This window comes from Sagittula sp. P11, from assembly GCF_002814095.1.
GTDB lineage: Bacteria > Pseudomonadota > Alphaproteobacteria > Rhodobacterales > Rhodobacteraceae > Sagittula.
This window is the reverse complement of sequence record NZ_CP021913.1, coordinates 2,019,917-2,045,938: the sequence shown is the minus strand read 5'-3', so window position 1 is coordinate 2,045,938 and position 26,022 is coordinate 2,019,917. Positions and strand designations below refer to the sequence as shown.

Annotated in this window: 26 protein-coding genes; 9 read left to right on the top strand and 17 right to left on the bottom strand. The window is 67.0% G+C overall.

Features of this window, described 5'->3' with window-relative positions; all coding sequences use genetic code 11:
• Nucleotides 1-40: 40 nt before the first annotated feature.
• The 4 genes from CDO87_RS10000 to CDO87_RS09985 all read right to left on the bottom strand — a co-directional run bounded on the left by CDO87_RS10000 (nucleotide 41) and on the right by CDO87_RS09985 (nucleotide 2,640).
• The gene (locus CDO87_RS10000) at nucleotides 41-562 is read right to left on the bottom strand and encodes a PRC-barrel domain-containing protein (protein WP_100928641.1); all 522 of its coding nucleotides are present in this window, start codon (nucleotides 560-562) and stop codon (nucleotides 41-43) included.
• Nucleotides 563-696: 134 nt separating this feature from the next.
• A complete protein-coding gene (locus CDO87_RS09995) occupies nucleotides 697-1,083 on the bottom strand; it encodes a metallopeptidase family protein (RefSeq protein ID WP_100928640.1) in 387 nt (128 codons plus the stop codon).
• 24 nt (nucleotides 1,084-1,107) lie between these two features.
• Nucleotides 1,108-1,635 (bottom strand): RNA 2',3'-cyclic phosphodiesterase, encoded by a 528-nt coding sequence (gene thpR / locus CDO87_RS09990; RefSeq protein ID WP_100928639.1) that lies wholly within the window; start codon nucleotides 1,633-1,635, stop codon nucleotides 1,108-1,110.
• 63 nt (nucleotides 1,636-1,698) lie between these two features.
• The gene (locus CDO87_RS09985; protein ID WP_254698402.1) at nucleotides 1,699-2,640 is read right to left on the bottom strand and encodes a 1-phosphofructokinase family hexose kinase; all 942 of its coding nucleotides are present in this window, start codon (nucleotides 2,638-2,640) and stop codon (nucleotides 1,699-1,701) included.
• 137 nt (nucleotides 2,641-2,777) lie between these two features.
• On the opposite strand from CDO87_RS09985, the gene gltX reads away from it, so the two are divergent.
• The 3 genes from gltX to CDO87_RS09970 all read left to right on the top strand — a co-directional run bounded on the left by gltX (nucleotide 2,778) and on the right by CDO87_RS09970 (nucleotide 8,177).
• Nucleotides 2,778-4,097 (top strand): glutamate--tRNA ligase, encoded by a 1,320-nt coding sequence (gltX, locus tag CDO87_RS09980; RefSeq protein WP_100928637.1) that lies wholly within the window; start codon nucleotides 2,778-2,780, stop codon nucleotides 4,095-4,097.
• 163 nt (nucleotides 4,098-4,260) lie between these two features.
• Nucleotides 4,261-7,104 (top strand): aminomethyl-transferring glycine dehydrogenase, encoded by a 2,844-nt coding sequence (gcvP, locus tag CDO87_RS09975; protein WP_100928636.1) that lies wholly within the window; start codon nucleotides 4,261-4,263, stop codon nucleotides 7,102-7,104.
• Between the two features lie 131 nt (nucleotides 7,105-7,235).
• On the top strand, nucleotides 7,236-8,177 hold the full coding sequence (locus tag CDO87_RS09970; RefSeq protein WP_100928635.1) for an NAD(P)-dependent oxidoreductase: 942 nt from the start codon (nucleotides 7,236-7,238) through the stop codon (nucleotides 8,175-8,177).
• Here the strand turns inward: CDO87_RS09970 and CDO87_RS09965 are convergent.
• From CDO87_RS09965 to CDO87_RS09945, 5 genes are all read right to left on the bottom strand, one after another.
• Nucleotides 8,164-9,630, bottom strand: coding sequence for a UdgX family uracil-DNA binding protein (locus CDO87_RS09965; RefSeq protein ID WP_100928634.1), 1,467 nt, complete (start codon nucleotides 9,628-9,630; stop codon nucleotides 8,164-8,166). The genes CDO87_RS09970 and CDO87_RS09965 overlap by 14 nt on opposite strands.
• Before the next feature lies 1 nt (nucleotide 9,631).
• Complete coding sequence (locus CDO87_RS09960; protein ID WP_100930913.1) at nucleotides 9,632-10,867, bottom strand: putative DNA modification/repair radical SAM protein; 1,236 nt, start codon at nucleotides 10,865-10,867, stop codon at nucleotides 9,632-9,634.
• 81 nt (nucleotides 10,868-10,948) lie between these two features.
• A complete protein-coding gene (locus CDO87_RS09955) occupies nucleotides 10,949-11,833 on the bottom strand; it encodes an inositol monophosphatase (protein ID WP_100928633.1) in 885 nt (294 codons plus the stop codon).
• 136 nt (nucleotides 11,834-11,969) lie between these two features.
• A complete protein-coding gene (locus tag CDO87_RS09950; RefSeq protein WP_100928632.1) occupies nucleotides 11,970-14,486 on the bottom strand; it encodes an ABC transporter permease in 2,517 nt (838 codons plus the stop codon).
• Nucleotides 14,483-15,178 carry an ABC transporter ATP-binding protein gene (locus CDO87_RS09945; RefSeq protein ID WP_100928631.1) on the bottom strand — a complete coding sequence of 232 codons (696 nt, stop codon included), beginning with the start codon at nucleotides 15,176-15,178 and terminating at the stop codon, nucleotides 14,483-14,485. The genes CDO87_RS09950 and CDO87_RS09945 overlap by 4 nt, the downstream gene beginning before the upstream one ends.
• A 15-nt stretch (nucleotides 15,179-15,193) precedes the next feature.
• On the opposite strand from CDO87_RS09945, the gene CDO87_RS09940 reads away from it, so the two are divergent.
• Nucleotides 15,194-15,871 (top strand): arylesterase, encoded by a 678-nt coding sequence (locus CDO87_RS09940; protein WP_100928630.1) that lies wholly within the window; start codon nucleotides 15,194-15,196, stop codon nucleotides 15,869-15,871.
• Nucleotides 15,872-15,886: 15 nt separating this feature from the next.
• Here CDO87_RS09940 and CDO87_RS26715 read toward each other — a convergent pair whose 3' ends face one another.
• The 6 genes from CDO87_RS26715 to fliL form a co-directional block, all read right to left on the bottom strand.
• The gene (locus CDO87_RS26715) at nucleotides 15,887-16,081 is read right to left on the bottom strand and encodes a hypothetical protein (protein ID WP_157814962.1); all 195 of its coding nucleotides are present in this window, start codon (nucleotides 16,079-16,081) and stop codon (nucleotides 15,887-15,889) included.
• 92 nt (nucleotides 16,082-16,173) lie between these two features.
• Complete coding sequence (locus tag CDO87_RS09935; protein ID WP_100928629.1) at nucleotides 16,174-17,322, bottom strand: geranylgeranyl reductase family protein; 1,149 nt, start codon at nucleotides 17,320-17,322, stop codon at nucleotides 16,174-16,176.
• Nucleotides 17,319-17,867, bottom strand: a complete 549-nt coding sequence (locus CDO87_RS09930) for a L,D-transpeptidase (RefSeq protein WP_100928628.1) — start codon at nucleotides 17,865-17,867, stop codon at nucleotides 17,319-17,321. The genes CDO87_RS09935 and CDO87_RS09930 overlap by 4 nt, the downstream gene beginning before the upstream one ends.
• A gap of 134 nt (nucleotides 17,868-18,001) precedes the next feature.
• Complete coding sequence (locus CDO87_RS09925) at nucleotides 18,002-18,664, bottom strand: MotE family protein (RefSeq protein ID WP_100928627.1); 663 nt, start codon at nucleotides 18,662-18,664, stop codon at nucleotides 18,002-18,004.
• Between the two features lie 9 nt (nucleotides 18,665-18,673).
• Nucleotides 18,674-19,018, bottom strand: coding sequence for a DUF6468 domain-containing protein (locus tag CDO87_RS09920; protein WP_100928626.1), 345 nt, complete (start codon nucleotides 19,016-19,018; stop codon nucleotides 18,674-18,676).
• Nucleotides 19,019-19,030: 12 nt separating this feature from the next.
• Nucleotides 19,031-19,549 carry a flagellar basal body-associated protein FliL gene (gene fliL / locus CDO87_RS09915; protein ID WP_100928625.1) on the bottom strand — a complete coding sequence of 173 codons (519 nt, stop codon included), beginning with the start codon at nucleotides 19,547-19,549 and terminating at the stop codon, nucleotides 19,031-19,033.
• Nucleotides 19,550-19,712: 163 nt separating this feature from the next.
• On the opposite strand from fliL, the gene fliF reads away from it, so the two are divergent.
• The 4 genes from fliF to fliP are packed head-to-tail and all read left to right on the top strand — an operon-like array spanning nucleotide 19,713 to nucleotide 22,907.
• Nucleotides 19,713-21,275: a flagellar basal-body MS-ring/collar protein FliF gene (gene fliF / locus CDO87_RS09910; protein ID WP_254698401.1), complete on the top strand. Its 1,563-nt coding sequence runs from the start codon at nucleotides 19,713-19,715 to the stop codon at nucleotides 21,273-21,275.
• Entirely contained in the window at nucleotides 21,272-21,886 is a 615-nt protein-coding gene (locus CDO87_RS09905) for an ABC transporter ATP-binding protein (RefSeq protein WP_100928623.1), read from the top strand. Before fliF ends, CDO87_RS09905 begins: the two co-directional genes overlap by 4 nt.
• Nucleotides 21,879-22,166 (top strand): FliM/FliN family flagellar motor switch protein, encoded by a 288-nt coding sequence (locus tag CDO87_RS09900; RefSeq protein WP_100928622.1) that lies wholly within the window; start codon nucleotides 21,879-21,881, stop codon nucleotides 22,164-22,166. The genes CDO87_RS09905 and CDO87_RS09900 overlap by 8 nt, the downstream gene beginning before the upstream one ends.
• 3 nt (nucleotides 22,167-22,169) lie before the next feature.
• Nucleotides 22,170-22,907, top strand: a complete 738-nt coding sequence (fliP, locus tag CDO87_RS09895) for a flagellar type III secretion system pore protein FliP (RefSeq protein WP_100928621.1) — start codon at nucleotides 22,170-22,172, stop codon at nucleotides 22,905-22,907.
• A 131-nt stretch (nucleotides 22,908-23,038) separates the two neighbouring features.
• On the opposite strand, the gene CDO87_RS09890 is transcribed toward fliP, so the two are convergent.
• On the bottom strand, nucleotides 23,039-23,974 hold the full coding sequence (locus tag CDO87_RS09890) for a rhodanese-related sulfurtransferase (protein ID WP_100928620.1): 936 nt from the start codon (nucleotides 23,972-23,974) through the stop codon (nucleotides 23,039-23,041).
• A 39-nt stretch (nucleotides 23,975-24,013) separates the two neighbouring features.
• Nucleotides 24,014-25,231 carry an Hsp70 family protein gene (locus tag CDO87_RS09885; protein WP_100928619.1) on the bottom strand — a complete coding sequence of 406 codons (1,218 nt, stop codon included), beginning with the start codon at nucleotides 25,229-25,231 and terminating at the stop codon, nucleotides 24,014-24,016.
• Nucleotides 25,232-25,341: 110 nt separating this feature from the next.
• Here CDO87_RS09885 and pncA point away from each other — a divergent pair, with 110 nt between their 5' ends.
• On the top strand, nucleotides 25,342-25,935 hold the full coding sequence (gene pncA, locus CDO87_RS09880) for a bifunctional nicotinamidase/pyrazinamidase (RefSeq protein ID WP_100928618.1): 594 nt from the start codon (nucleotides 25,342-25,344) through the stop codon (nucleotides 25,933-25,935).
• Nucleotides 25,936-26,022 lie beyond the last annotated feature (87 nt).

Genomic DNA, 26,022 nt, shown 5'->3' with positions numbered 1-26,022 from the left:
GGCCCGCGATCGGGCCCCTTTCTCGTGGAATGGAACTGGATCAGTCCCAGAAACCTTCGTCGATGCCTTCCTTGGCTTCGAGATCTTCCTCGTTCAGGCGGGTCACGACGGCGTAGGTCTTGTCGTCGACCGGCACGAGTTTCACGTCGGTCATTTCAAGCAGCACGTGCTTGTCACCGATGTCGAGGAAACCACCGACCTCGGCCACGACGCCGATCATCTGGCCGTTGGAGTCGAGCACGATGTCCTCGATCTCGCCGATGTCGTTCCAGTCGGCGCCAACCTCGGTGTACTGCATGTCCCAGGCGGAGCCTTCGTCCATGGCTTCGTTCATGGTGTAGATGTCACCGCCGGTGATGTCGCGGGTGCGGATCAGCTTGGCGCCGGAGTCCATGCCCGTGTCCATTGAGGAATCGGTGTTCGCGGTTGCGTCTGCTTCCTGCGTCATGGTCGTCTGATCGGTCGCCTTCGCGGCGTCGCCTTCTGCGTTCGTGTGGCTTTCAGCGAAAGCGCCGGTTGCGGCCACGGTCAGGGCGAGTGCGGATGCGTAAAAAGTCTTCATGGTGTTGCTCCCATTGTCTTGCTTCTGGGGGGTCAACGGCTGTTGCGGCGACACGTTCCACATTGTTTTCAAAGAAATTTTTTCGAAAAACATGGAACCATTTGCTAATTCTGCGCAAGAAATGCCGTGTTTCCCTACTCCCACCAGGGGTCGATCACCGCGATATCCTCGTCGGACCAGCCGAAGTGATGCGCGATCTCATGGACCACCACATGGGTGATGAGATCTGTCAGGTCGACCTGCCGTTCGCGCCACTCCTCAAGGATGGGCTTGCGGAACAGCCAGACGGTATCGGGATAGGGGGAGGGGTAGGTGACCGACTTCTCGGTCAGCGGAATGCCTTCGTAAAGGCCGGTCAGCTCCAGCGGGTCGTCGATGCCCATCTCGTCGAGGATGCGGCGGGGCGCCCAGTCTTCAACCCGCAGCACCACATCGGCCGTGCCGGCGCGAAACGGCTCGGGCAGATCGTTCAGTGCGGCGCGGGCGATCTCGTAGAAAGTGTCGGCGTCGGTGCGGGTCATGGCCTGCAGATAGGCATCCGCGCGTCAGACCACCAGCGGGTAGACGGCCAGCGCCTCGTAAATCGCGCCGTCGCGGTTCAGGTGTGACCGGAACAGCCCGAAGGAAGTGGCGACCACCGGACCGACAGAGGCACCGGCCAGCACCGACAGCGCGCCGGAGGCATCCGCACCGCCCTTCAACCGCGCCAGCGTCACGTGGGGGCGGAAGCGGCGCCGTTCGACCGTCACCCCGGCGCTGCGCAGGCGGGAGCGTACCCTGTTGAACATCTCCGTCAGTGCCTGGCCGCCGTCCGCCTCGAGGCCCACGGCCTGCCCGCTCTTGCCGCCGAACAGCGCGGCACCGGACAGGGTCAGGGGCACCGCCGGGGCGCGCAGGGTGGACAGCGCGTCATGCAGCGCCTCGACCGCCTCGTCGGGCTGGTCACCTAGGAAGGCCAGCGTCAGATGCAGGTTCTCTTCGGGTACGGGGCGTCCGACCGGCAGGCGTTCCTGAAGGGCAGTCAGCGGTCCGCGGGCCTCCGGGGGCAGGGAAAGAGCGATAAACAGGCGCATGAGGCCTTACCTGCCACGTTGACTCCCGCATGGCCATATTCCGGAATGGAAACGCTGTGTCCGTCAGAACTGGGTCAGGGTCGTCCGCGGCAGGAGGAGCTTGTAGTCCTCGGGCAGACAAAGCTGGGTGCCGGGGCTCATGACCGCCGCTGCTGCCGCCGCCGCCCCGCGACGCAGCGCCTCCGGTGCGGGGTGCCCCTGCGCGAGGCTCATGGTGAAGCCGCCGACGAAGCTGTCACCGGCACCGATGGCAGAGACGACGACATCGTTGGCGGCAGAGGTGTGCCACAGCCCGTCCGGTCCGGCCATGACCGACCCGTCCTTGCCGCGCGCGATGATGACGATCTCGGCCGCGCCGCGCTTGCGCAGGTTCTCCGCGTAGGCGGCGCTTTCGGCGCGGGTCTCCAGCCCTTGGCCGGAGAGCGCCTTGGCCTCCGCACTGTCCATGCGCAGGACGTAGGGCGCGGGCTGCGGCGCGGTGGCCTGGTGTTCGAGATGCTCGCCCGAGGTGTCGAGGATCACCCGGCGGGTGCCCAGCCGGATGCAGGCGCGGGTGACGAATCCGGGCGCGGCCCCGGGCGGCATGCTGCCGGACAGGACGACGAAGGCGTCGGGGTCGCATTCGGTGTCGATGGTGTCGAGCATGGCGTCGAGTTGCGACGTGCTCCACGCCGGTCCGGGCAGCACGAAACGGTACTGGTCGCCGTTGGTGGCGTCGGTGACGGCAAAGCTCTGCCGCGTCTCGCCGGGGCCTTCGATCCGCAGCACGTCGAGGTGACGGGCGTGCAGCTCGCGCTCCAGCGCCGCGCCCGTCGGCCCGCCAAGCGCCACCAGCGCCCGGGCCTTGCCGCCCAGCTGGGTGATGGCACGCGCCACGTTGACGCCGCCGCCGCCCGGTTCGACCGTGGGTTCGGTGCAGCGCAGCTTGACCCCGGGCGTGACATTCAGCGCCGAGGTGGCGACGTCGAGCGCGGGATTGAGCGTGACGGTCAGAACTTGGGACATGGACGGCCTTTCCTTTGCGGCCACCATGCCGCGCCGTGTCCGGGGGCGCAAAGCGGAAATGTCCCGCCGGACCCTGCCATACCTAGACAAAATGCCCTTTGTGTGAAAACACCGCGCCTCGTCAGGAGGCACCCATCATGACCGTCACCCGTTTCGCGCCCTCGCCCACCGGCTACATCCACGTCGGCAACCTGCGCACCGCCCTGTTCAACTTTCTGATCGCCCGCAAGAGCGGCGGCACCTTCGTTCTGCGGATCGACGACACCGATCCGGAGCGCTCGAAAGAGGCCTACGTCGACGCGCTGAAGCAGGACCTCGAATGGCTGGGGATCACCTGGGATCGGATCGAGCGCCAGTCGCTGCGGCTGGACCGCTATGCCGAGGCTGCCGACAAGCTGCGCGAGATGGGCCGTTTCTACGAGGCGTGGGAAACCCCGACCGAGCTGGACCTGAAGCGCAAGAAGCAGCTCAACATGGGCAAGCCGCCGGTCTATGACCGCGCGGCCCTGGCGCTGTCTGAGGACGAGAAGGCAAAGATGCGGGCCGAGCGGGGCGACGGTGTCTGGCGCTTCAAGCTGATCCAGGAGCGGATCGAGTGGGAAGACGGCATCCTTGGCCCGATCTCCATCGACGCGGCGTCGGTGTCCGATCCGGTGCTGATCCGGGCCGACGGTCAGGTGCTGTATACCATCGCCTCCGTGGTCGATGACATGGAGATGGGGATCACCCACGTGGTGCGCGGCAACGACCACGTCACCAACACCGCGACGCAGATCCAGATCATCGAGGCGCTCGGTGGCACACCGCCGTCCTTTGCGCACCACTCGCTGCTGACCGGCCCGCAGGGCGAGGCCCTGTCCAAGCGGCTGGGCACGCTGGCGCTGCGCGACCTGCGCGAGGCGGGCGTGGAGCCGGAGGCGCTGCTGTCGCTGATGGCGCGGCTCGGGTCGTCGCAGCCCGTTGAGCTGCGCATGTCGATGGACGAGATCGCGGAGGGTTTCGACCTGTCGCAGTTCGGCTCTGCGCCTACGAAGTTCGACGTCGAGGACCTGTACCCGCTGACCGCCAGGAAGATGCACGCGCTGCCTTTCGAGGCGGTGGCCGACGAGGTGCGCGCGCTGGGTGTGCCCGACGACAAAGCAGAGCTGTTCTGGCAGGTCGTGCGCGAGAACATCACCACCCGCAAGGACATGCCGGGCTGGTGGGCGCTGTTCCGCGACGGGGCCACGCCGCTGGTGGCCGACGAGGACAAGGACTTCGTCGCGCAGGCCTTTGGCATGCTGGGCGAACCGCCCTACGGTCCCGAGACCTGGAGCCAGTGGACCGGCGCCGTGAAGGAGGCCACCGGCCGCAAGGGCAAGGGCCTGTTCATGCCGTTGCGCAAGGCCGTCACGGGTCTGGAGCGCGGGCCGGAAATGGCAGATGTCATGCAGCTTTTGCAGAAGCGTCCGGGCTAAGACTTTCGGATGAATTTCTCCGCCGCGGGGCCTGTAAGTCCCTGCGGCGACTATGCTAGGTTTCCTATCGGAAACGCCCGAGTCCTGCGGGACTCCGGCGTCGCGACACATGGGGCGGGCGCAGGGAGCGCGCCGTCCCGCAAGACGCGGATGGAGACGACGCATGACCTACGATCCGATCGACTACCTGCCTTACGACTTCGCCAACCGGCGCCATATCGGCCCTTCGCCGGAAGAGATGGCGCAGATGTTCTCGGCCCTCGGTGTCGACGACCTCGACCAGCTGATCGCCGAGACGGTGCCCGAGGACATCCGTTGGGATGGTGAACTGGACTTCGGCAAGGCGCTGTCGGAACGCGAGCTGATCCACCGCATGCGCGAGGTCGCGCAGAAGAACAAGGTGCTGACCTCGCTGATCGGTCAGGGCTACCACGGCACGATCACGCCCCCGGCGATCCAGCGCAACATCCTCGAGAACCCGGCGTGGTACACGGCTTACACGCCCTACCAGCCCGAGATATCGCAGGGCAGGCTCGAGGCGCTCCTGAACTTCCAGACCATGATCTGCGACCTGACCGGGCTCGAGATCGCCAACGCCTCGCTTCTGGACGAGGCGACCGCCTGCGCCGAGGCGATGACCATGGCGCAGCGCGTCGCGAAGTCGAAGGCGCAGACCTTCTTCGTCGACGAGAACTGCCACCCGCAGAACATCGCGGTGATGAAGACCCGCGCGGAACCCCTGGGCATCGAGGTCGTCGTCGGCGCGCCGGAGGACCTGGAGGCCGACAAGGTGTTCGGCGCGATCTTCCAGTACCCGGGCACCTTCGGCCACGTGCGCGACCTGAGCGACCAGATGTCGGCCCTGCACGAGGCGCAGGCCGTGGGCATCGTCAGCGCCGATCCGATGGCGCTCTGCCTGCTGAAGGAGCCGGCTGCCATGGGTGCCGACATCGCCGTGGGGTCGACCCAGCGGTTCGGCGTGCCCGTGGGCTATGGCGGCCCGCACGCCGCCTACATGGCCTGCAAGGACGACATGAAGCGCGCGATGCCCGGTCGGATCGTCGGGGTGTCGGTGGACAGCCACGGCAACCGCGCCTACCGCCTGTCGCTGCAAACCCGGGAACAGCACATCCGCCGCGAGAAGGCGACGTCGAACGTCTGCACCGCGCAGGCGTTGCTGGCGGTCATGGCCTCGTTCTACGCGGTTTTCCATGGACCGAAGGGCCTGCGCGCCATCGCCCAGCGGATCCACCGCAAGACGGTGCGGATGGTGAAAGGGCTGGAAGCCGCGGGCTTCAAGGTGGAGCCCGACGTCTACTTCGACACGGTGACGGTGGACGTGGGTCTCCTGCAGCGCGGCGTCCTGCAGGCGGCGGTCCAGCAGGGCCTGAACCTGCGCCGGGTCGGCAAGACCAAGGTGGGCATCACGCTGGACGAACGCACCCGCCCGCAGACCATCGAAGCCGTCTGGCGCGCCTTCGGCCTTGTCCGCAAGGATGACCCGGCAGAGTCCGAATACCGCCTGCCGGAGGACTTGGTGCGCACGACGCCCTACCTTCAGCACGAGGTCTTCCACATGAACCGGGCGGAGACCGAGATGATGCGCTACATGCGCCGTCTCGCCGACCGCGACCTCGCTCTGGACCGCGCGATGATCCCGCTCGGCTCCTGCACCATGAAGCTGAACGCGGCGGTCGAGATGATGCCGGTGTCGTGGCGCGAATTCTCGATGATCCACCCCTATGCGCCCAAGGATCAGGCGAAGGGGTATTCGGAACTGATCGGCGACCTCAGCGACAAACTGTGCCAGATCACCGGCTACGACGCGATCTCCATGCAGCCGAACTCCGGCGCGCAGGGGGAATACGCTGGCCTTCTGACGATCCGCGACTGGCAGCGCGCGCGGGGCGAAGGGCAGCGCAACGTCTGCCTGATCCCGGTCAACGCGCATGGCACCAACCCGGCCTCGGCCCAGATGGTCGGCTGGAAGGTCGTCGCGGTGAAGTGCGACGCCAAGGGCTCCATCGACCTCGACGATTTCCGCGCCAAGGCGGAAAAGCACTCCGACGCGCTGGCGGCCTGCATGATCACCTACCCCTCCACCCACGGCGTGTTCGAGCGCACGGTGAAGGAGGTCTGCGCGATCACCCATGAGCACGGCGGGCAGGTCTACATCGACGGGGCGAACATGAACGCCATGGTCGGCCTGTCGCGGCCCGGCGATCTGGGCGGCGACGTGAGCCACCTGAACCTGCACAAGACCTTCTGCATTCCGCATGGCGGCGGCGGCCCCGGCATGGGTCCGATCGGCGTGAAGGCGCACCTCGCGCCGCATCTGCCGGGCGATCCGAACGGCGGCGACGGCGCGGTCAGCGCGGCGGCCTTCGGTTCGCCGTCGCTGCTGCCGATCTCATGGGCGTATTGCCTGATGATGGGCGGCAAGGGCCTGACGCAGGCGACGCGCGTCGCGATCCTGAACGCGAACTACATCGCCAAGCGGCTGGATGGCGCCTTCGACGTGCTTTACCGCGGCGACAAGGGCTGGGTCGCGCATGAGTGCATCCTCGACGTCCGCCCGTTCGAGAAGAGCGCCGGCGTCACGGTTGAGGACATTGCCAAGCGCCTCGTCGATGCCGGGTTCCACGCGCCGACCATGAGCTGGCCGGTGGCGGGGACGCTGATGGTGGAACCGACGGAGTCGGAGACCAAGGCCGAACTCGACCGCTTCTGCGACGCGATGCTGGCGATCCGCGAGGAGATCCGCGCCATCGAGACCGGCGCCATCGACCGCGACATGAACCCGCTGAAGATGGCCCCGCACACGATGGAGGACCTCGTCCGCGACTGGGACCGTCCCTACACGCGCGAACAGGGCTGCTTCCCTCCGGGGGCTTTCCGGGTCGACAAGTACTGGCCGCCGGTCAACCGCGTCGACAACGTTTATGGCGACCGCCACCTGATCTGCACCTGCCCGCCGATGGAAGAGATCGCCGAGGCGGCGGAGTAGACCGCGGGAAAATGCAGGCCCTGTGCCGGCACGGCTTTACGCGCCGGCCCCGGGCGGATCACAGTGAGACACGGGAATCGGCCGGGTCGGGAACACATCCCGGCCCGGTTCTTCGATGGGGGGGTGTCAGCTTGAAAGTCGGGTTCATCGGTCTGGGCAATGTCGGCGGCAAGCTGGCGGGCAGCCTTTTGCGCAACGGCATCGACCTCTTGGTGCACGATCTGGACGCGGACCTTGTCGAGGGGTTCGTGGCGCGTGGCGCCGAGGCCGGAGAAGACCCAGCCGCGATGATGCGCGCCTGCGACGTGGTCATCACCTGCCTGCCTTCGCCCGCCGCCTCAGACGCCGTGGTCACGCAGATGATCCCCCACATGGGGCCGGGCAAGACCTGGATGGAGATGTCGACCACCGATGCCGACGAGGTCATCCGCCTTGGCGCGCTGGTTGCAGCCACGGGCGGGCTGGCGGTGGAATGCCCGGTCTCCGGCGGCTGTCACCGGGCAGACACTGGCAACATCTCGATCTTCGCGGGGGGAGAGCGCGCGGGGGTGGAGCACGTGCTCCCGCTGCTCAGGCACCTCGGGCGGCGCATTCTGCATACCGGACCGCTGGGATCGGCGTCCAAGCTGAAGGTGATGACCAACTACCTTGCGACGGTGAACCTGCTGTCGCTGTGCGAGGCGCTGACAACGATGAAGGCGGCGGGGATCGACCTCGCCACGACCTACGAGGCGATCCGCATCAGCTCGGGCACGTCCTTCGTGCACGAAACCGAAAGCCAGCTGATCCTGTCGGGATCGCGCGATGTGAACTTCACCATGGACCTCGTGCAGAAGGACATCGGCCTGTTCCAGAAGCTCGCCGACCAGGGCGGTGTTCCGCTGGAGATCTCGCCGCTCATCATCGACATCATGTCCGACGGGCAGCGGCGCTATGGGATGCGTGCGCAGTCCGACCGGATCATCGAGCGGCTGGAAGAGGCGACGGGCCTCAGCATCCTCGCCGACGGCTTCCCGACGGAACTGGTGGACACGGAACCGGAGGAACCGGGGTACGAGGTCACGCGCGGCTAGCCGGAGTCCCTGCGAGCCGGTCAGGCGCGTCCCCGGCCAGCCACCGGGCCGCAAGTGCGAGGTCGGTCTGGAACCGGGCCGTTTCCTCGGCACGCAGCCTGTCGTCCGGCAGGCGCAGGATGTAGCTGGGGTGCACGGTGACGAGGATCGGCGTGCCCTCCGGCGTCTGTTCGAACCGGCCGCGGCGCTTCAGCAGGCCGTCGCGCGATCCGGTCAGGCTTTCCAGCGCGGTGCCGCCCATGGCCACGATCAGCCGTGGTGCAACGCGCTGGATTTCGAGGTCGAGCCACCACTTGCAGTGCGCGATCTCGTCCCTGTCCGGGTTCTGGTGCAATCGCCGCTTGCCGCGCGGCCGGAACTTGAAGTGTTTCACCGCATTGGTGACAAAGGCCTCCTGCCGCCGGATGCCGTTCACATGCAACGCCGTGTCGAACACCTGTCCAGCGGGCCCTGTGAACGGTCGCCCGGTCAGATCCTCGGTGTCGCCGGGCTGTTCGCCGACAAACATCAGTGCGGCATCTTCCGGCCCCTCGCCCGCGACCGGCTGCGTGGCATGTTCCCACAGCGGACAGCGGCGACAGCCCTTCAGCGCAGTGAGAAACGCGTCCTGCGAGTCGAGTTTTGCCGCCTGTTCGGCGCGCAGCCGGTCGAGGATCGGTGCGGCTCGGGCCGGGGCCAGCGTCGGCGCATTGGCCGCCATCTCTGCTGCGCGGGCGTCGGCCTCGGCCAGAAGCTCGGGGATCAGCTGCGCTTCGGGCATGTTCTTCCAGTACTTCTTGGGCATCTCCGCCTGCATGGCCTTCGGCTTCACCCGCGCCGGGTTGAAGATCGACCGGAAGTAGGTCCGCCAAAGATCCTCGGTCGCATCCTCGGGGAAGGGCGGTTTCGGCGCGCCCTCCGCAAAGGTCAGGTCGCCGTCGAAATGCGCGGTCAGATCCGGCGTGTAGATCGACCAGTCCATGTCCCCGAACCTTTTGGCAAAGAACGGCGCCGTGGGTTCGAGGATGAAATGCGTCGGTTCGAACCATGCGGCAAAGGCGCGGCGGTTGGCGCGCGGGTCGCCCAGTTCGCGGAAGCGCACGAAGGCGGTCATCTTGTGCTTGTCGCGCGAGACCTCCTTTGCCATGGCGTTCAGCCGCTCGACCCGCGGATCGGCGCGGTCCCCCAGCAGGTGTCTGTCGGTCTGAAGGGCGTGCAGCATGGTGTAGAGCCGCGCGAACCGCTGGGGGTCGCGGTGCCAGACGGCCAGCTTCGCCAGAGGCAGGAAGGCTTTCGGGACGGTGATCTGACCCTTCACTGGCGGCAAAGGCGTATCGCCGCCGAACAGGTCGCCTTCCTGCGCCCCGTGCGACCAGAGGACGCTCTCCGGCGGGGTTCCTGCAGACAGAAGCGCACGGGCGGCGTCGCGCCACGCGTCGAAGGTCCCGATCCGGGGCAGGGTGACGCTGTGCATCTCAGAACAGCGAAAGCTGCGTGGGCGGCGGGGCAAAGCGGGCCCGCAGGTCGGCGGTGTCGGTCAGCGCGCGCGGCGTCCAGTCGAGCGCATGGACGAACGGCTTCGCGTTCTTCAGGTTGGCCCCCATGCGCCTGAGGTCGTCGTAGCGCAGGGTGCGGTGGCGGCGCGTGTTCAGGATGCGGCCCACGGTCTTTGTCCCGAACCCCGGCACCCGCAACAGCACCTCGCGCGGGGCGCGGTTGACGTCCACCGGGAAGACATGGCGATTGGCCAACGCCCAGGCCAGCTTTGGGTCGATCTGCAGGTCGAGGTTGCCGTCCACCCGGCTGGCGGTGATCTCGGACACGTCGAAGCCGTAGAACCGCATCAGCCAGTCGGCCTGGTACAGGCGGTGCTCCCGGATCAGCGGCGGTTTGATCAGGGGCAGCTTCGCGGCGGCGTCCGGGATCGGCGAAAAGGCCGAGTAATAGACCCGCTTCAGCCGGTAGGAACTGTACAGCCGGGTGGAGCTTTGCAGGATGGTCGCATCGCTCGCCCCGTCCGCGCCGACGATCATCTGGGTCGACTGACCGGCAGGGGCGAACTTAGGCGCGCGGCGTCCGGTGTGGGTGCGCTCGTTGGCGGTTTCCTTCAGCAAGCGCACATCGGCCATGGCACGGCGGATCTGGTCGGGGTCCTTCTCCGGCGCGTAGTCCTTCACCGCGCGGTCTGTCGGCAGTTCGACGTTGATCGACAGGCGGTCGGCGTGAAGGCCGGCCTCCTCGATCAGCTTCGGATCGGCGTCGGGAATGGTCTTGAGGTGGATGTAGCCGCGGAAATGGTGATCCATCCGCAGCCCGCGCGCAATGCGCACCATGTCCGCCATGGTGTCATCGGGCGACCGGATGATCCCGGACGACAGGAACAGGCCCTCGATGTAGTTGCGGCGGTAGAACTCCAGCGTCAGGTGGATGACCTCTTCCGGCGAAAAGCGCGCCCGCTCGACGTTGCTGCTGACTCGGTTCACGCAATAGGCGCAGTCGTAGATGCAGAAGTTGGTCATCAGGATCTTGAGGAGGCTGATGCACCGCCCGTCCGGCGCATAGGCATGACAGATGCCCGACCCCGTGGTGCTGCCGATGCCCTTGCCATCGCGGGAATCGCGCTTCTGCCCCCCGCTCGACGCGCAGGAGGCATCGTATTTCGCAGCGTCCGACAGGATCGCCAGTTTTTGATCGAGCGCTTTTCCAGCCATAATGTTCATCATACGTTCACCTTTTGGGGCGAACAAGATAGGAACGTTCACGGCTGCGTCATGGCGTGAGGGCGGAGGGTTCTACGTCTCTGCGTCGCTCGCCGGATCCAGGAGGAAGTCGAACAGGTCCCGCACCCGGCCCCATGTCGCCGCATCGCTGGCCGCGAGGAAATAGCCGGTCTTCACGTCGGCGCGATACTCGGACCCGTCCAGCATCGCCACATGCGCGCCCGCCTGTTTCATGACGATGGCGCCCGGCGGCTGGTCCCATGCCGTCAGCTTCGAGAACAGGACAAAATCGGCATGCCCCTGCGCGATCATCCGCGCCTCGTGACAGGCACAGCGCAGCGAATTCACCCGGGCAAAGCGGGTCATCGCCGCCGCCATCTGACCACGCTTCTCCGCAGGGATCAGCGACAGGGGCACGAAGCCCACGAGGTCCTCGATGGCGCCCCCGTCAGAGGTCGACACTTCCCGCCGCAGGCCGCGCGGCATCTGCAGCACCGCCGGATTCTCCGAATCGGCGAGGATGAAGTCGTTGACCACCGGGTCGTACAGCAGGCCGAAGACGGGAACCCCGAAGCGCAGCGCCGACAGCATCACCCCGAAGAGCGGCAGGCCCTTGGCATAGTTCCAGGTCCCGTCCACCGGATCGATGGTAAAGCACAGCTCTGCATCCTTGATCCGGTCGAGGATTTCCGGATGCTCGGACGCGTATTCCTCCCCCACCACCAGCGCATGCGGAAACATGCCCTGCAGGCCGCGCGCGATCATCTCCTCGGCGGCCTTGTCGGCCTCCGTCACGAGGTCCTGCGCGCCCGTCTTCTCCGCCACCTGATGGGCCGAGAGCCTGCGGAACCTGGGCATGATCTCCGTCCGGGCGGCCCGGCGGATCAGGTTGATGATCTGGGAACGCTGCGCCGGGGTGAACGGCGCGGTGATGGGCATCGGAAGCGTGTCGGTCATCTCAACATCTCTTTCTGCGGTCGCATTCAGACCTGCCAGCCCCCGTGCCCGGGTTCAAGTGCCGGAAGGGCGGAAGGCCTGCTTCATCTTGGCCAAAATACCTAAGGAGCGCTCCGGAAGAGCGGGGGCGACCCCTTCATTCGCTGGCCCGGAGCACCGCGGCGGGGCGCACCGACAGAGGGCGCCAGGCAAAGATCAGCCCGGCCACCAAGGTCGCCAGCACGCCGCCCGTCACCACTGCCAGCGCGTTCGGCCAGACCACGGCGAAATCCGCCTCCATCACGAAGGTCATGATCGCCCAGCCGCCCAGGATGCCCGCCGCCAGCGCCACAAGCCCCGCGGCCCCGCCCAGCAGAGCGGAGCGCAGGGCAAAGCTTTGCAGGATGCGCCTGCGCGAGGCGCCCAGCGTCTTCAGCACGGCGCTTTCGTAGGTGCGCGCCGTCTCGCCCGCCGCCGCCGCGCCGATCAGCACGAGGAAGCCGGTCAGCAAGGTCGCAGCGGCCCCCCATCGGATCGCCGCGCCGACGCTTTCCAGCAGTTCCGTCACCCGGGCGATGGCGTCGCGGATGCGGATGGCGGTGATGTTGGGATAGGCGTCGGCCACGTCGCGCAGGATCGCCGCCTCGGCCTCTTCCGCCGCGTAGACGGTGGAGATGAAGGTATGCGGCGCGGACTCCACCGCCGCGGGGTTCATCGTCAGGACAAAGCCGATCCCGGCGGTGGAGAAGTCGACCTCCCGGAAAGAGGTGATCGTCGCGTCGATGTCGCGGCCGAGGATGTTGATCGTGATGGCGTCCCCCAGGCTGAGGCCGATCTCCTCGGCCTCTTCGGCGGCAAAGCTGACCTGTGGCGGCCCGCTGTAATCCTCCGGCCACCACGTTCCGGCTGTGACCGTCGTGCGGGAGTCCGGCTGCGCGGCATAGGTGATGCCCCGGTCGCCGCGCACCACCCAGTGCCCGCCGGCCACTTCGCGCGCGGGGCGGCCGTTGATCCGCGTGATGACGCCGCGCATCATCGGCGCACTGTCGACGCGGCTGACCGCCGGATCGTTCTCCACCCGGTCGAGGAAGCCGGGCATCTGGTCCTTCTGGATGTCGACGAAGAAGTAGGACGGCGCGCGGTCCGGCAGTTCCCGCTGGATCGCGGTGCGCAGGTTGCCGTCGATCTGCCCGATGGCGGCCAGCACGGCCAGCCCGAGGCCCAGCGACAGCACGACGGCCGACGCGCTTTCGCGCGGCCCGCCGATGCTGCCCAGGGCCCAACGCAGCGCGGGGCGGCCTCTTGCGGCGCGTGTGCTGCCGCGCGCGGCGGCGCGGATCAGCAGGGCGGCCCCGGACAGCAGGATCAGCGAGCCAAGGATGCCGCCCGCCGTCCAGAGCGTCAGTTCCGGACTGCCGGAGAACAGCGCCGCCGCCAGAACCAGCACCGCCAGCAGCACGCCCGTGGCGATCACGTAGCGGCGCGCCGGCAAGACGCGCGCGCTGCCCAGGGCGTCGCGGAACAGGGTCGCGGCACGCACCTCCTCGGCCCGGGCCAGCGGCCAGAGGGTGAAGAGCGCGGCGGTCAGCACGCCATAGAGGGCGGCCTCAAGCAGCGGGGCGGGGTAGAGGGTGAACACGGTGGGGATTGGCAAGGCGTTCTGGATGATCGGCGCGAACAGCAGCGGCACCGCGGCCCCCAGCACGAGGCCCATGGCGATGCCCAGCAGGGACAGTGCGCCGATCTGGAGGAAATAGGTCAGGAAGATCGTCTGCCGGGTCGCGCCCAGCGTTCTCAGCGTCGCGATGACCGATGTCTTCTGCGCAAGGTAGGCCCGCACGGCGGCAGAGACACCGATGCCCCCTACCGCCAGACCGGACAGCCCGACCAGCACGAGGAAACGACCCAGCCGGTCGATGAAGCGGGACACGCCCGGTGCGCCGGTCCGCGCATCGCGCCAGCGCATGCCGTTTTCCTCGAACCGTCCCAGCGCGTCGGCGGCGACCGTGTCGAGGTCGGCCTCGTCGGGCAGATCGAGCCGGTACTCGGTTTCATAAAGGGACCCCGGCGCCAGCAATCCGCTGCCGTCGAGGTCGCTTGTCGCGACGATGGTCCGGGGTCCGAGGCCAAAGCCGTCGCCCGCGTCGTCCGGTTCGGTCACGATGGTGGCGCGCAGGGTGAATTCGCCGTCGCCCAGCCGGAAGGTGTCGCCGGGCGCCAGCCCCAGCCGGTCGGCCAGAACCCGTGCCATGATGCCGCCGCGGTCGGCCAGCGCCGCGTCGACCGGCATGGCGGGCTCCAGCACCAGTTCGCCCAGCAGGGGATAGGCGTCGTCCACGGACTTCACCTGCGTCAGGGCCCGGTCGGTGCCGTCTTCGCCCGGTACGGTTGCCATCGAGCGGAAGTCCGTCACCTCCGACACGCGGTCGGCGACGCTGTCCATCCACGCCAGTTCCTCATCGGTGGCGAAACGGTAGGTCAGCTTTACCTGTGCGTCGCCGCCCAGAAGGATCGCCCCTTGGTCGGTCAGCCCGGCTTCGATGGCGGATCGGACGGAGCCGACGCCAGAAATTGCGGCCACACCCAGCGCGAGGCAGGCCAGAAAGATGCGGAAGCCCGACAGTCCTCCGCGCAGTTCCCGCCGGGCAAAGCGGGCGGCGGTGCGCAGGCTCATTCGGCTGCCCTCGCCGCCTGTTCAGGGTCGATGCGTCCGTCGCGCAGGTGGATCGTCCGGTCGCAGAGCGCTGCAAGCTCGGGCGCGTGGGTGACAAGCACCAGTGTCGCCCCGTGTTCGCGCGACAGGCCGAACAGCAGGTCGGTGATCGCCTGCCCGTTCGCGCCGTCGAGATTGCCGGTGGGTTCGTCCGCCAGCAGGATGCGCGGCTCCGGCGCCAATGCGCGGGCCAGGGCCACCCGCTGCTGCTCGCCGCCCGACATCTGCGCCGGGTAGTGATCGGCGCGGTGGCCGAGGCCGACCTTGTCGAGCATCTCGGCCGCCTTGTCGAAGGCCGCGCGGTTACCGGCCAGCTCCAGCGGCGTCGCCACGTTCTCGAGCGCGGTCATGGTGGGGATCAGGTGGAAGCGCTGGAAGACCACGCCGAGGTTGCCTTGCCGGAAACGTGCAAGCTGATCCTCGTCCATCGCCGTCAGGTCCTGTCCCAGCGCCGTTACGGTACCGGCGGTCGCCTTCTCCAGCCCGCCCATGATCATCAGCAGGGAGGACTTGCCCGATCCGGACGGCCCCACGAGGCCGAGCGTCTCGCCCTCCGGTATGTCGAGCGTGATGCCGTGCAGGATTTCGACCATCCCGGCATTGCCCCTGAGGCTCAGGGTGACATCTTGGAGGGAGAGGACGGGTGATGACATAAGGAGCGCTCCACGATGTTTCCGAAATTGACATATGGTGTGCTGTGCGGGTGCAGCAAGGTTGCGGCCCTTGCGCTATGGGCCGGAACGCAGCCTGTTGCAGCCTCCGCAGAGACGATTCACCTGCTCGCTTTGGGGGACAGCCTGACGCAGGGGTATGGCCTGATGGAAGAGGAGGGGTTTGTCCCGCAACTGCGCGACTGGCTGACGGAGAACGGCCATGACGTGCGTGTGGTCAACGGTGGCGTGTCCGGCGACACCTCTGCCGGGGGGCTGTCGCGGGTGGAATGGTCCCTGACGCCCGAGATCGAGGGCATGATCGTGACCTTCGGCGGCAATGACCTCCTGCGCGGCATCGACCCCGCGGTGACTCGCGCGAATGTGAAGGGAATCCTTGAGGTCGCCGAGGAAAACGATGTCGAAGTTCTGCTGATCGGCATGCAGGCGCCGGGCAATTACGGGGCGACCTACAAGGCGGATTTCGACGCCCTCTACCCCGAACTGGCGGAGGAATACGGGACGCTTTACCTCGACAGTTTCTTTGCCGGGCTGATGGAGGACGGTGAGGTGCCGGAGGACCGGTCCGCGGTCATGCAGGCGGACGGCATTCATCCCAACGCGGAGGGGGTGAAGCGGATCGTCGACGTGGCTGGGCCGAAAGTTGAGGAGTTGATCGCGCGGATCGGGTCGTGAATCAGTGCCGTGCGGTCAATAAAACTGCGAGTCGAAGTCATCGTCTTCGTCATTCAGGATGACAGGGGAAAGCAGCAGCATCGCCGCGATCGCCGAAGACACGACATGCACCGACATCGCCGTGAACAAGGTCATGTCGGTCAGCGCAAACGCCAATGCGGCGAACATTGCGCTGAACAGACTTCCTGCGATGAGTGCAACTACTGCCATGGTATCTCCGCTTTCGCTCGAGTTAGACCTCAAGACGTTAATAAGTTCCTAAAACACTTGGGCGTTTTGGTGGCGGGGGCAAATTTTTTCTTTCAGCCGCCGCGGAGCGCGCGCCACGCGAAGCCGGGCATGCGCAGGGCCATCGCGCGCATGATCTCTCCGTACTCCGTCTCGCCCGCAAGAAGCCTCAGGTACTCTCCCCTGAGGCTGCGCGACCGGCGGAAGCCGGAGATGAAGGCGGGCCTCAGACGCTTCCGGAACATGAGCTGACGCAGGATACGGGCTTGGCGCAGTCCGGCATGGATCGGTCGCAGGGCGTGACGGTAGTGCCGCAGCGCCTGATCCGGCTGCCCTGCCGCCAGCGCCTGAACCGCGGCCAGCGCGGCCAGCTCGCCACTGTTCAGGGCGTGGGCGATGCCTTCGCCGGTAATCGGGTCGACCAGGCCCGCGGCATCGCCGGCCAGCAGGATGCGGCCCGCACCCGGTGTGCTGCGGAAGGCGCCGAACGGCAGGAACTGCCCCTTCACCGGCAGGTCCTCGTCTACGCCGAGCGTGTCAAGATAGCCTTGCAGCGCCGCCTTCATGTCCGCGTTGCGCGCCATGACGCCGCCGACGCCGATGGTGGTGCCGCCCGCCTTGGGAAACTGCCAGCCATAGCCCCAGTCTGCCGCCCCGAAGTCGATGCGCAAAGGCACCTCTGACGCGTCGCCGGGTTGTTCGATCTCCAGCGCGAAGCCGATGCGCTCCCGGTCGAAGGCCTCTCCGAACAACAGCCTGGCGGTGGGGCTGTTGACGCCGTCCGCGGCGACGATCAGCGGCGCAGAAAGCCGGACACCCGGCAAGTCGATGGCAGGTTCCTTGGGATCCAGCGTCCCGGTCTGCCCGGTGAAGTCCTGCGCCCCGGCGGACAGCGCATCGGCCACGAGTGCCGCATCGAAGTCGCGCCGCATGATCAGGTGGATCGGGGGGGCTTCTTCACCGCCGCCGAGATCCTCGCCGAACGCGAAAAAGCGAAAGCGGTCGCGGCGGGTAAGGGGGATGTCCGGCAGCGGACGGTCGAAGATGCGGGCGTAGTGGCCCACGGCCCGGCCTGTCAGGCCGCCGCCGCACAGCTTGTTCCTCGGAAACCGCTTCTTGTCGACCAGCGCGACCGCAAGACCGGCCTTCGCGGCGGTTCTCGCACAAGCGGCGCCGGCTGGGCCGGCGCCGATCACGATCAGGTCGAATTTTCCGGTGGTCAAAGAACGGTGACTTTGGCGCCGACATTCACGCGCGGATAGAGGTCCATGACGTGTTCGTTGATCATCCGGACGCAGCCGTTGGAGACCGAACGACCGATGGACTCCGGCGCGGTGGTGCCGTGGATGGCGTTGTAGGTGTAGCGACCGTCCCGGTAGAGGTAGAGCGCACGCGCGCCCAGCGGATTGCCCGGACCGCCCGGCTGGACGTAGTCGTTGCCCTTGAACTTGCCGTAGCTGCCCGGATCGCGTTCGATCATCGCGTCGGTCGGACGCCAGGTCGGCCATTCCTTCTTGGAGCCGACGTAGAACTCGCCGGAAATCGCCTGACCCGCCTTGCCGAAGCCTACGCCGTAGCGCATCGCCGCGCCGGGCTGGTCGATGTAGTACAGGAAGTGCGCAGCCGGCAGGATCAGGATCTGCCCCGGTGCGAGATCCTTGCGGATGCTGACACGCTGCGGACGCAGGGTCGGATCGAGCTGGAACGCAAGCGCGGGGGTTGCAACGGTCGCCGCAACGGCGGCGACAAAGGAACGGCGGGTGATCATGGCGGTACTCACTTTTCGGGAGACCTGATTGATGTGGCCAAAAGGCTGAGGAAAATCAATCCCGAGTCCGGGAAGGCAGCGGTCACTTGGCCGTGCGTCAGGGGCGAACTGTGGCGCGGCGGCCACAGCTTGGGTCACTCGTTCGGGACATCCGCGTTCCGCCCGGCCAGGATGACGCTGATCAGATAGGCGGCCTCCGGCTCCATCCCGGCCATGATGGCAGCAGCCGAATCGGGCCGCATGCGCGACAGGAACCCGGCGGCGAACTGCGGGTCCATCTGCTGGAAGAGCGCGGCGGCCTGCTTCGGCTTCATCTTGGCGTAGACATCGGTCAGCTGGGACAGGTCGTCCTCTGCCGCGGTCCGCGCGAGGGTCAGGGTTTCCCGCAGCCGGTTCTCCGCCTCCACCAGCGCTGTCATCCTGCGCTCGATCTCCTGCTCCGCGACAGAGAGGGCCTGCATACGCACGTCGATCGCCTCTTCGCGTTTGCGGACCCGATCCTCCCGCGCCTTGAGGGCATTGATCAGCGGCAGGATGTCAGAGTCGGCCATGGGCTGGGTGGCTTCCGCGCTTTGCCGGGTGTTGGCAGCCACCTGTTCGCCGTGCGCGGGTTCCGCCTGATGTTGCGCAGTCTCGCTGCCCTCTTCACGGGCGAGGGCCTCTGTGGCACCGGCGCCGACACGCACAAGGGCCGAGGCGAGGAGCAGCGCGCCGATGGCCGCGAGCGCGCCCTTCTGTTTGCGGCGCGGGCGCTTGGCCTTGGCTGCGGCGGGTTTTGCGTTGGTATCCTTGGACATGGCGGACCCTCAGTTGCGCGGATGGCGGACAAAGACCGGCTCCGCCGACTCCTTGGGCGGCGCGTTTTTCTGCGGCAGGTCGTGCATCGACGCGACCAGCAGTTCCAGCCTTCGGGCCACGTCTTCGGCGCGTTCCGTCAGTTCCTGAAGGGAGCGGGACGACTCTCCGGCGCTTCCTCGCGCGGCATCCAGCGTCTTCGTGAGGTCGTCGACCTGAGCGGACAGGACGGCCACGGCCCCGCCGACGCCGTTTTCGAGATCGGTGAACTTCGTCAGGCGGCGGGCAAGGATGAAACAGTAAAACCCCGCGCCAAGCGCCCCGGCCACCAACAGGATGTCGGCAATCATGTCCATATTCTCAATCCTTCAATTCAGCACGAATTCGAGGACAAGCAGGTCGCGGATCCTGTCCTCTCCGGCGACGAGCCGCACCCGGCGGAGCATCTGCCCCCGGAGCCGGACAAGCGCGCCGGGCGCTTCGATATCGCGCGCCTCGAGCGCGCGGAGATAGCTGTTCAGCACGTCCTGCACGCGGGGCAGGATCGCCTCCACATCGGCGGCGTATTGCTGTGGCACCTCGAGGGACGCGCGGAACCGCAGATGCTGGGAATGGCCGCCGGGACCGAGCGACACCATGACCTGCGGCACCTCGATGAACGACACGTTGGGCAGGGCGGCCGTTTCGACGTGTTCCTGCTGATCTGCATGGGCGTCGGTCGCCGAGCCTTCGGCATGGGCATCGGACCCGCCGCCGAGCAGACCGGACTGCACGGCAAAGAAGCCGCCGCCCGCCCCGGCGAGGGCAAGCACGACCCCGATGATCATCGGCAGCTTGGACGGCTTTTTCTTTTCTTGGCCGTCCTCGTCGACGGTGGCGTCAGACATGCCCAACCTCTTTTCCGCTTCGCTGCGGTTATAGGCTGAAAGGGGCTAACTGATTGTTAAGTCGAATGGGTCAAAACTCGGCGCAACCGAACAGAAGGTTTGGACGGAGGCCAGGTTGAACCAGATTATGAACAGTTGGGGTGCCCTCGGAGGGCGCCAGCGCATGGTGGTCCTCGGGGCGACGTTGGCGATGGTTCTGGCGGTGTGGGGGCTGGCCCGGCTGGCCTCGGCGCCCAGCTATTCGCTGCTGTATGCCGGGCTTGAGAACGGTGCGGCGGGCGATGTCGTGAAGGCGCTGGAGGGCCGTGGCGTGCAGTACGACATCCGCGGCGGCGCGATCTTCGTCCCCGATTCGGACCGCGATGCGCTCCGCCTGACGCTGGCGAGCGAAGGGCTCCCGGCGAACAGCGGGCAGGGCTACGAACTGCTCGACGGGCTGTCCGGCTTCGGCACCACCAGCCAGATGTTCGATGCCGCCTACTGGCGCGCGAAGGAGGGGGAGCTGGCGCGAACCATCGTCTCCAACCCGCAGATCGCCTCCGCCCGGGTGCATATCGCCAACAGCTCTGCCAATCCGTTCCAGCGCGACGTGACGCCCACGGCCTCGATCTCCGTCACCACCACGGGAGGCACGCTGTCGGCCCAGCAGGCACGGGCGCTGAAGTACCTCGTCGCCTCCGCTGTCCCGGGGCTGGAGCCCGAAGGCGTGGCGGTGATCGACGGAAAGGGCGGCCTGATCGGGGCAGAGGCAGAGCATGGCGCCGGGCCCACGGCGGACGACAAGGCCGCCATACTGCGCGACCGCGTGCAGCGGCTGATGGAGGCGCGCGTCGGCATAGGCAACGCCGTGGTGGAGGTCAGCGTCGACACCGTGACCGAAAGCGAACTGATCCGCTCGCGCAGCTTCGATCCGGAGGGGCGGGTCGTGATCTCCACCGATACGGAGGAAAGCACGGACCGGTCGGAAAACCAGGGTGGCGGCAACGTGACCGTGGCCTCCAACCTGCCGGACGGCAACGCGGGCGGCGGCGACACCTCGTCATCGCAGAAGGCCGAAACGCGGGAACGGGTGAATTTCGAGGTGTCGGAGACGACGCGCGAAATCACCCGCGTGCCCGGCGCGATCAAGCGGCTGACCGTCGCCGTGCTCGTCAACGGCACGTATACGGAGGACGGCAATGGCGGACAGACCTTCGAGCCCCTGCCGGAGGAGGAGTTGCAGGCGCTGCGCGACCTCGTGGCCTCTGCCGTCGGCTACGACGAGGAACGCGGCGATCAGATCACGCTGAAGTCCCTGTCGTTCGAACGCCCCGAAGGTCTGGGCACCGGGCCTCTCGAACCCGGCCTGTTCACCGGCGTGATCGACACGATGCGCCTGATCCAGATGGGTGTGCTGGCGCTGGTCGCGCTCGTCCTCGGACTGTTTGTCGTCCGCCCCGTGCTGGCGCGCGGTTCCGAAGGCGGTATGGCCGGTGCCCTGCCCGCGCCCGGCGCCAGTGACACCGGCCCCGCCCTCGACGGCGAGATCGAACCGCTCGGCGGTTTCGGCGACCTGCCGGTCATGGGCGATGGACCCGACTTCAGCGGCCTCGGCATGATGGATTTCGACGCCTCGCCGGACGAGGACCCGGTCGACCGCCTCCGCAACCTCATCCAGGAGCGCAAGACCGAAACGGTCGAGATCCTGCGCAGCTGGCTTGAAGAGGACAAGGAGCGCGCAAGTTGATCGCCCTGCAGGAATTGCTGGAGGACTTCGGCTCCCGCACCGGGCAGGCCGGGATGACGGGCCCTGTCGAACCGCAGGTCAGCGAAGCTGAACTGGCGGGCCAGAAGCTCGAGTCCTTCGAAAAGGGGTATCGGGCCGGCTGGGACGACGCGGTGAAGGCCCATACGGAGGACCGCGACAGGATCTCAAGCACCTTCGGGCAGCACCTGCAGGACCTGTCCTTCACCTACAACGAAGCCTACGCCCACATGATCGCCGAACTGACGCCGCTGCTGGAAGAGATGGTCACCGCGCTCCTGCCACAGATCGCGAAGGCGACGCTGGGGCGGCACATCTCTGAAACCCTTGGCCGGATGGCCTCGGAAATCGGCATGGCAGAGGTCGAGATCGCCGTGGCCCCTGAAAAGGTCGCCGCGGTCGAGCCGCTCTTGGCAGAGGACTTCAACTTCCCGGTGCGGGTCGTGGCGGACGACACGCTGGGCGAGGATCAGGCCGACATCCGCTTCGGCCAGCATGAACGGCAGATCGACCTGGGCGACCTCATCTCATCGGTCGCGGAGGCGGTGCAGGGCTTCGCCCACGACAAGCAAAGGAAACTGAGCCATGGATAACGCCCAGACATCCGGACGGGAGGGCGGGGCCACGCCCTTCACCTCCGTGCCGATCGAAATCACCGTGTCCGTCGGCAAGGCGCGCCCGCTGGTGCGGGAGCTCTTGCAGCTGAACGAAGGTTCGGTGCTTGCGCTGGACAAGCAACTGGACGACCCGGTCGAGCTTTACGTCGGCGAAAAGCTGATCGGCATCGGTGTGCTGGAGGTGGTCGAGGGGGACGGACAGGGCCAGCTCGCCGTCCGGCTGACCGAGGTGGTCGACCTGCAGACCCCGGCCTGATCCATGTGGACCCGCACGGCCAGAACGGCCCTGATCGCGGTGGCGGCGCTGGTTGCGCTGACCCTGCCCGCGGCGGCACAGGACATCTCCATCGACCTCGGCGGCGGATCGGTCACCGCGACCTCCGTGCAGTTGATCCTGCTGATCACGCTCCTCAGCCTCGCGCCGGGGATCGCTGTCATGGTGACCTGTTTTCCTTTCATGGTGACCGTGCTCGCGATCCTGCGGCAGGCGGTCGGGCTGCAGCAGTCGCCGCCCAACATGCTGATCGTCAGCCTCGCGCTCTTCCTCACCTATTTCGTGATGGAGCCGGTCTTTACCGAGGCCTGGGACACCGGCGTGCAGCCGCTGATCGACGAGCAGATCGAGGTGGAAGAGGCGGCGGTCCGCACCCTCGAGCCGTTCCGCACGTTCATGGCCGGGCGAACGGACCCGGACACCTACCGCGCCATGGCCGACCTGCGCCCGGATGCGCGGGAGACTTCGCTGGCGCCGGGGGCGCCGCTCTCCGTCCTCGTGCCCAGCTTCATGCTCTCCGAAGTGGCCCGCGCCTTCCAGGTCGGGTTCCTGATCTTCCTGCCGTTCCTGATCATCGACCTCGTGGTGGCGGCCGTGCTGATGTCGATGGGCATGATGATGGTGCCGCCCGCCATCGTGTCGTTGCCGTTCAAGCTCGCCTTCTTCGTCGTGGCCGACGGGTGGAGCCTTTTGGCGGGCAGCCTCGTGCGCGGGTATTTCTGACCCCGTTTAATCGTCACAGGTCCGGTCGGGCGGGTGCGCCCGCTTGTAGGGTGGGGCTTTGCGCCACCCTCGCTCCGCAGCCGTCAGCGCCACCGCCAATGCAAAGCGTAAGACAGTGCCGCGCTACGCCGTCAGGACAGGCCTTCGTACGGGTGGTCGTCCTCGTCGGCGTGCAGGTGCCGTTCGCCGCGCGACCGGGCGAGGGCGATCTGCTTCTGCCGCTCGCGGAACCGGGCCTTGTCCTCGGCAGAGGTCTCCTCCACGCACAGGTGGCAGGAAACGCCATGTTCGTATTCCGGCCGCGCGCGGTCCTCGGGCAGGATCGGGCGGCGGCAGGCGTGGCACAGCACGTGCGGCCCTTCCTTCAGCCCGTGTTCCACCGACACCCGCCCGTCGAAGACGAAGCAGGCCCCGTCCCATGTGCTCTCCTCGGTCGGCACCTCTTCGAGGTACTTCAGGATGCCGCCCTTCAGGTGGTAGACGTCCTCCACCCCCTGCCCCAGCAGGAAGTTCGTCGACTTCTCGCAGCGGATGCCGCCGGTGCAGAACATGGCGATCCGCTTGTTGTGGAAGCGGTCCTTGTTCTTCTCCCACCATTCCGGGAACTCGCGGAAGGTTGCGGTTTCAGGGTCCACCGCCCCTTCGAAGGTGCCGATGGCGATCTCGTAGTCGTTGCGCGTGTCGATCACCGCCACGTCGGGCGACCGGATGAGGTCGTTCCAGTCCGCGGGCTCGACGTAATGGCCCACCCGGGCCTTCGGATCGACATCCGGCTGGCCCATGGTGACGATCTCTTTCTTCAGCCGCACCTTCATGCGCGCGAAGGGCCGTTCCTCGGCGGTCGACAGTTTCCATTCCAGATCGGCACAGCCGGGCAGGGCGCGGATATGGGCCAGCACGGCGTCGATTCCGGCGCGCGGTCCGGCGACCGTGCCGTTGATCCCCTCACGTGCCAGCAGCAGCGTGCCGGTCACATGCCCGGCGCGGCAGAGGTCCAGCAGCGGCCCGCGCAGCGCGGCGGGGTCGTCGAAGCGGGTGAAGTGGTACAGGGCGCAGACGGTAAACATGGGCTTGAGGTACGTCCCGGGCGGGTTTCAGGCAATCGGCTAATCTGCCGCAATGGCAAGGCCGTGGACCACGGCGGTAAAGACCTCCGTATCCACGGGTTCGGCGTCGGGCAGGGCGCGCGCCATCGCGCTACGCACCGCGCCCAGGAGGCTGGAGCCGCCGACAAAGACCACCTTGTCCACGGAGGCCGTCGCCACACCCGCCTCCGACAGCGTCAGCAGCGCCTGCGCCGAGATCTGCTCGGCGAACTCCGCCAGCGTGCGGTTCATCGCGTCCTGCAGCAGCGTCACGCTCAGCCCGCGCTCCACCTCCCGCAGGTCGATGCGGCCCTCGGGTGCGGCGTTGGCCGCGATCTTGCCCGCCTCGACGGCATAGGCGACATCGTGGCCCAGGTGGCTTTCCAGAACCTCGGCCAGACGCTCGAACGGTTCCGGATCGGGGGCGAGGCGGATCCATTTCTGCACTTCGCGCAGCAGAGCGGCATCATACACGAAGGGGATCTTTTCCCATGACGCCAGATCGTGGAACAATGCCTTGGGCGCCGCGTGGGTGCGGGAGCCGAGCTCTGCCCCGATCTCCGCCTCGTAGCCGAAAAGCGGCATGGCGTAGGCGAGGTTCAGCGCCTTGTCGAAATCGGTGCCGCCCAGCCTGATGCCGGTGGAGGCGATCACCTGCGTGTTGCCACCTTTGCGGTCGCACAGCGTGAAGTCCGAGGTGCCGCCACCGATGTCGACGATCAGCAGGCGGCCTTCGGCATCCGCGGCCAGCGCCGCCGCTTCCGGTTCGGGCAGGAAGTCCACCGCCTTGAAACCGGCCATCCGGTAGGCCTCTGTCAGGTCCTCGAGGGCGGCTGCGTTGCGCTCTTCGGAGGCGGAGTGGAACCGCACCGGGCGCCCTGACATTGCGGTGTCGAAGGTGAGGCCGGTGTGGGCTTCGGCCCGGGCGCGGATTTCCGTCAGGAAGCGGGCGATGACCTCGATCAGGGTGACGCGTTCGTTCAGCAGGCGGCGGGGTTCCCGGGCCAGCGGGGTGCCTAGGATCGACTTCAGCGCGCGCATGAAACGGCCCTCTGCCCCTTCGCGCATCGCCCGCGCGGCAGCAGTGCCATAGGTGTAGCGACGTTCCGCGAAATCGACGAAGACGGCGGTGGGCAGCGTCTGTGCGCCCTGCTCCAGCGGGATCACGTAAGGCTTGCCCCCGGCCATCGTGCCGGCGGCGGTGTTCGACGTACCGAAGTCCAGTCCGAGCCGGGCCATGAGAATCCTCCGCGTTGAAAGGCGTGCGGCATAGCGTCCTCCGCCGGGCATGGCAATTCCCAGATGTGCGCCCTAGGGTGGATTCCGGCAGCCAGAAGGAGAGACAGGCCATGCACGCGCTGATCGTGATCGACGTCCAGAACGATTTCTGCCCCGGCGGTGCGCTTGCGGTGGCGCAGGGCGACGAGATCGTCCAGCCGATCAACGCCCTCATGGCGGACTTCGACGCGGTGGTTCTGACGCAGGACTGGCATCCGGCGGGGCATTCCTCTTTCGCCTCCACGCACGAGGGCAAGGCGCCGTTCGAGATGATCGAGATGCCGTATGGGCCGCAGGTGCTTTGGCCGGATCACTGCATCCAGGCCTCGCCGGGCGCGAACTTCCACATGGAGCTGGAAACGGACCGCGCGGACCTGATCATCCGCAAGGGTTTCCGGTCGGCAATCGACAGTTACTCCGCCTTCTTCGAAAACGACCACACCACGCCCACCGGGCTTGAGGGCTACCTGCGCACCCGCGGGATCGACAAGCTTACCATGGTGGGGCTGGCCACCGACTTCTGCGTGAACTTCTCGGCGGTGGATGCCGTGAAACTGGGCTTTTCGGTCACGGTGCGCGAAGACCTTTGCCGTGGTATCGACCTTGACGGTTCGCTGAAGGCCGCGCGTGAGGGTATGATGCAGGCGGGCGTGATGCTGGCATAGCCGTCTGGCGCGTGGCGAAACGCCCCTAAACTGTGACTTTGCTCTTGGGTTGGCACAATGTTCATGAGTTCGAAATAGCTTCGCCGC

Excerpts from the sequence above, each read along its gene's own strand:
- gltX (WP_100928637.1), top strand. The coding sequence starts at position 2,778 with ATGACCGTCACCCGTTTCGCGCCCTCGCCCACCGGCTACATCCACGTC.
- CDO87_RS09985 (WP_254698402.1), bottom strand. The coding sequence starts at position 2,640 with ATGTCCCAAGTTCTGACCGTCACGCTCAATCCCGCGCTCGACGTCGCC.
- CDO87_RS09890 (WP_100928620.1), bottom strand. The coding sequence starts at position 23,974 with ATGTTTACCGTCTGCGCCCTGTACCACTTCACCCGCTTCGACGACCCC.
- CDO87_RS09940 (WP_100928630.1), top strand. The coding sequence starts at position 15,194 with ATGTTTCCGAAATTGACATATGGTGTGCTGTGCGGGTGCAGCAAGGTT.
- fliF (WP_254698401.1), top strand. The coding sequence starts at position 19,713 with ATGGTGGTCCTCGGGGCGACGTTGGCGATGGTTCTGGCGGTGTGGGGG.
- gcvP (WP_100928636.1), top strand. The coding sequence starts at position 4,261 with ATGACCTACGATCCGATCGACTACCTGCCTTACGACTTCGCCAACCGG.
- CDO87_RS09930 (WP_100928628.1), bottom strand. The coding sequence starts at position 17,867 with ATGATCACCCGCCGTTCCTTTGTCGCCGCCGTTGCGGCGACCGTTGCA.
- pncA (WP_100928618.1), top strand. The coding sequence starts at position 25,342 with ATGCACGCGCTGATCGTGATCGACGTCCAGAACGATTTCTGCCCCGGC.
- thpR (WP_100928639.1), bottom strand. The coding sequence starts at position 1,635 with ATGCGCCTGTTTATCGCTCTTTCCCTGCCCCCGGAGGCCCGCGGACCG.
- CDO87_RS10000 (WP_100928641.1), bottom strand. The coding sequence starts at position 562 with ATGAAGACTTTTTACGCATCCGCACTCGCCCTGACCGTGGCCGCAACC.
- CDO87_RS09925 (WP_100928627.1), bottom strand. The coding sequence starts at position 18,664 with ATGTCCAAGGATACCAACGCAAAACCCGCCGCAGCCAAGGCCAAGCGC.
- fliP (WP_100928621.1), top strand. The coding sequence starts at position 22,170 with ATGTGGACCCGCACGGCCAGAACGGCCCTGATCGCGGTGGCGGCGCTG.
- fliL (WP_100928625.1), bottom strand. The coding sequence starts at position 19,549 with ATGTCTGACGCCACCGTCGACGAGGACGGCCAAGAAAAGAAAAAGCCG.
- CDO87_RS09920 (WP_100928626.1), bottom strand. The coding sequence starts at position 19,018 with ATGGACATGATTGCCGACATCCTGTTGGTGGCCGGGGCGCTTGGCGCG.
- CDO87_RS09995 (WP_100928640.1), bottom strand. The coding sequence starts at position 1,083 with ATGACCCGCACCGACGCCGACACTTTCTACGAGATCGCCCGCGCCGCA.
- CDO87_RS09965 (WP_100928634.1), bottom strand. The coding sequence starts at position 9,630 with ATGCACAGCGTCACCCTGCCCCGGATCGGGACCTTCGACGCGTGGCGC.
- CDO87_RS09885 (WP_100928619.1), bottom strand. The coding sequence starts at position 25,231 with ATGGCCCGGCTCGGACTGGACTTCGGTACGTCGAACACCGCCGCCGGC.
- CDO87_RS09945 (WP_100928631.1), bottom strand. The coding sequence starts at position 15,178 with ATGTCATCACCCGTCCTCTCCCTCCAAGATGTCACCCTGAGCCTCAGG.
- CDO87_RS09960 (WP_100930913.1), bottom strand. The coding sequence starts at position 10,867 with ATGGCTGGAAAAGCGCTCGATCAAAAACTGGCGATCCTGTCGGACGCT.
- CDO87_RS26715 (WP_157814962.1), bottom strand. The coding sequence starts at position 16,081 with ATGGCAGTAGTTGCACTCATCGCAGGAAGTCTGTTCAGCGCAATGTTC.
- CDO87_RS09955 (WP_100928633.1), bottom strand. The coding sequence starts at position 11,833 with ATGACCGACACGCTTCCGATGCCCATCACCGCGCCGTTCACCCCGGCG.
- CDO87_RS09950 (WP_100928632.1), bottom strand. The coding sequence starts at position 14,486 with ATGAGCCTGCGCACCGCCGCCCGCTTTGCCCGGCGGGAACTGCGCGGA.
- CDO87_RS09900 (WP_100928622.1), top strand. The coding sequence starts at position 21,879 with ATGGATAACGCCCAGACATCCGGACGGGAGGGCGGGGCCACGCCCTTC.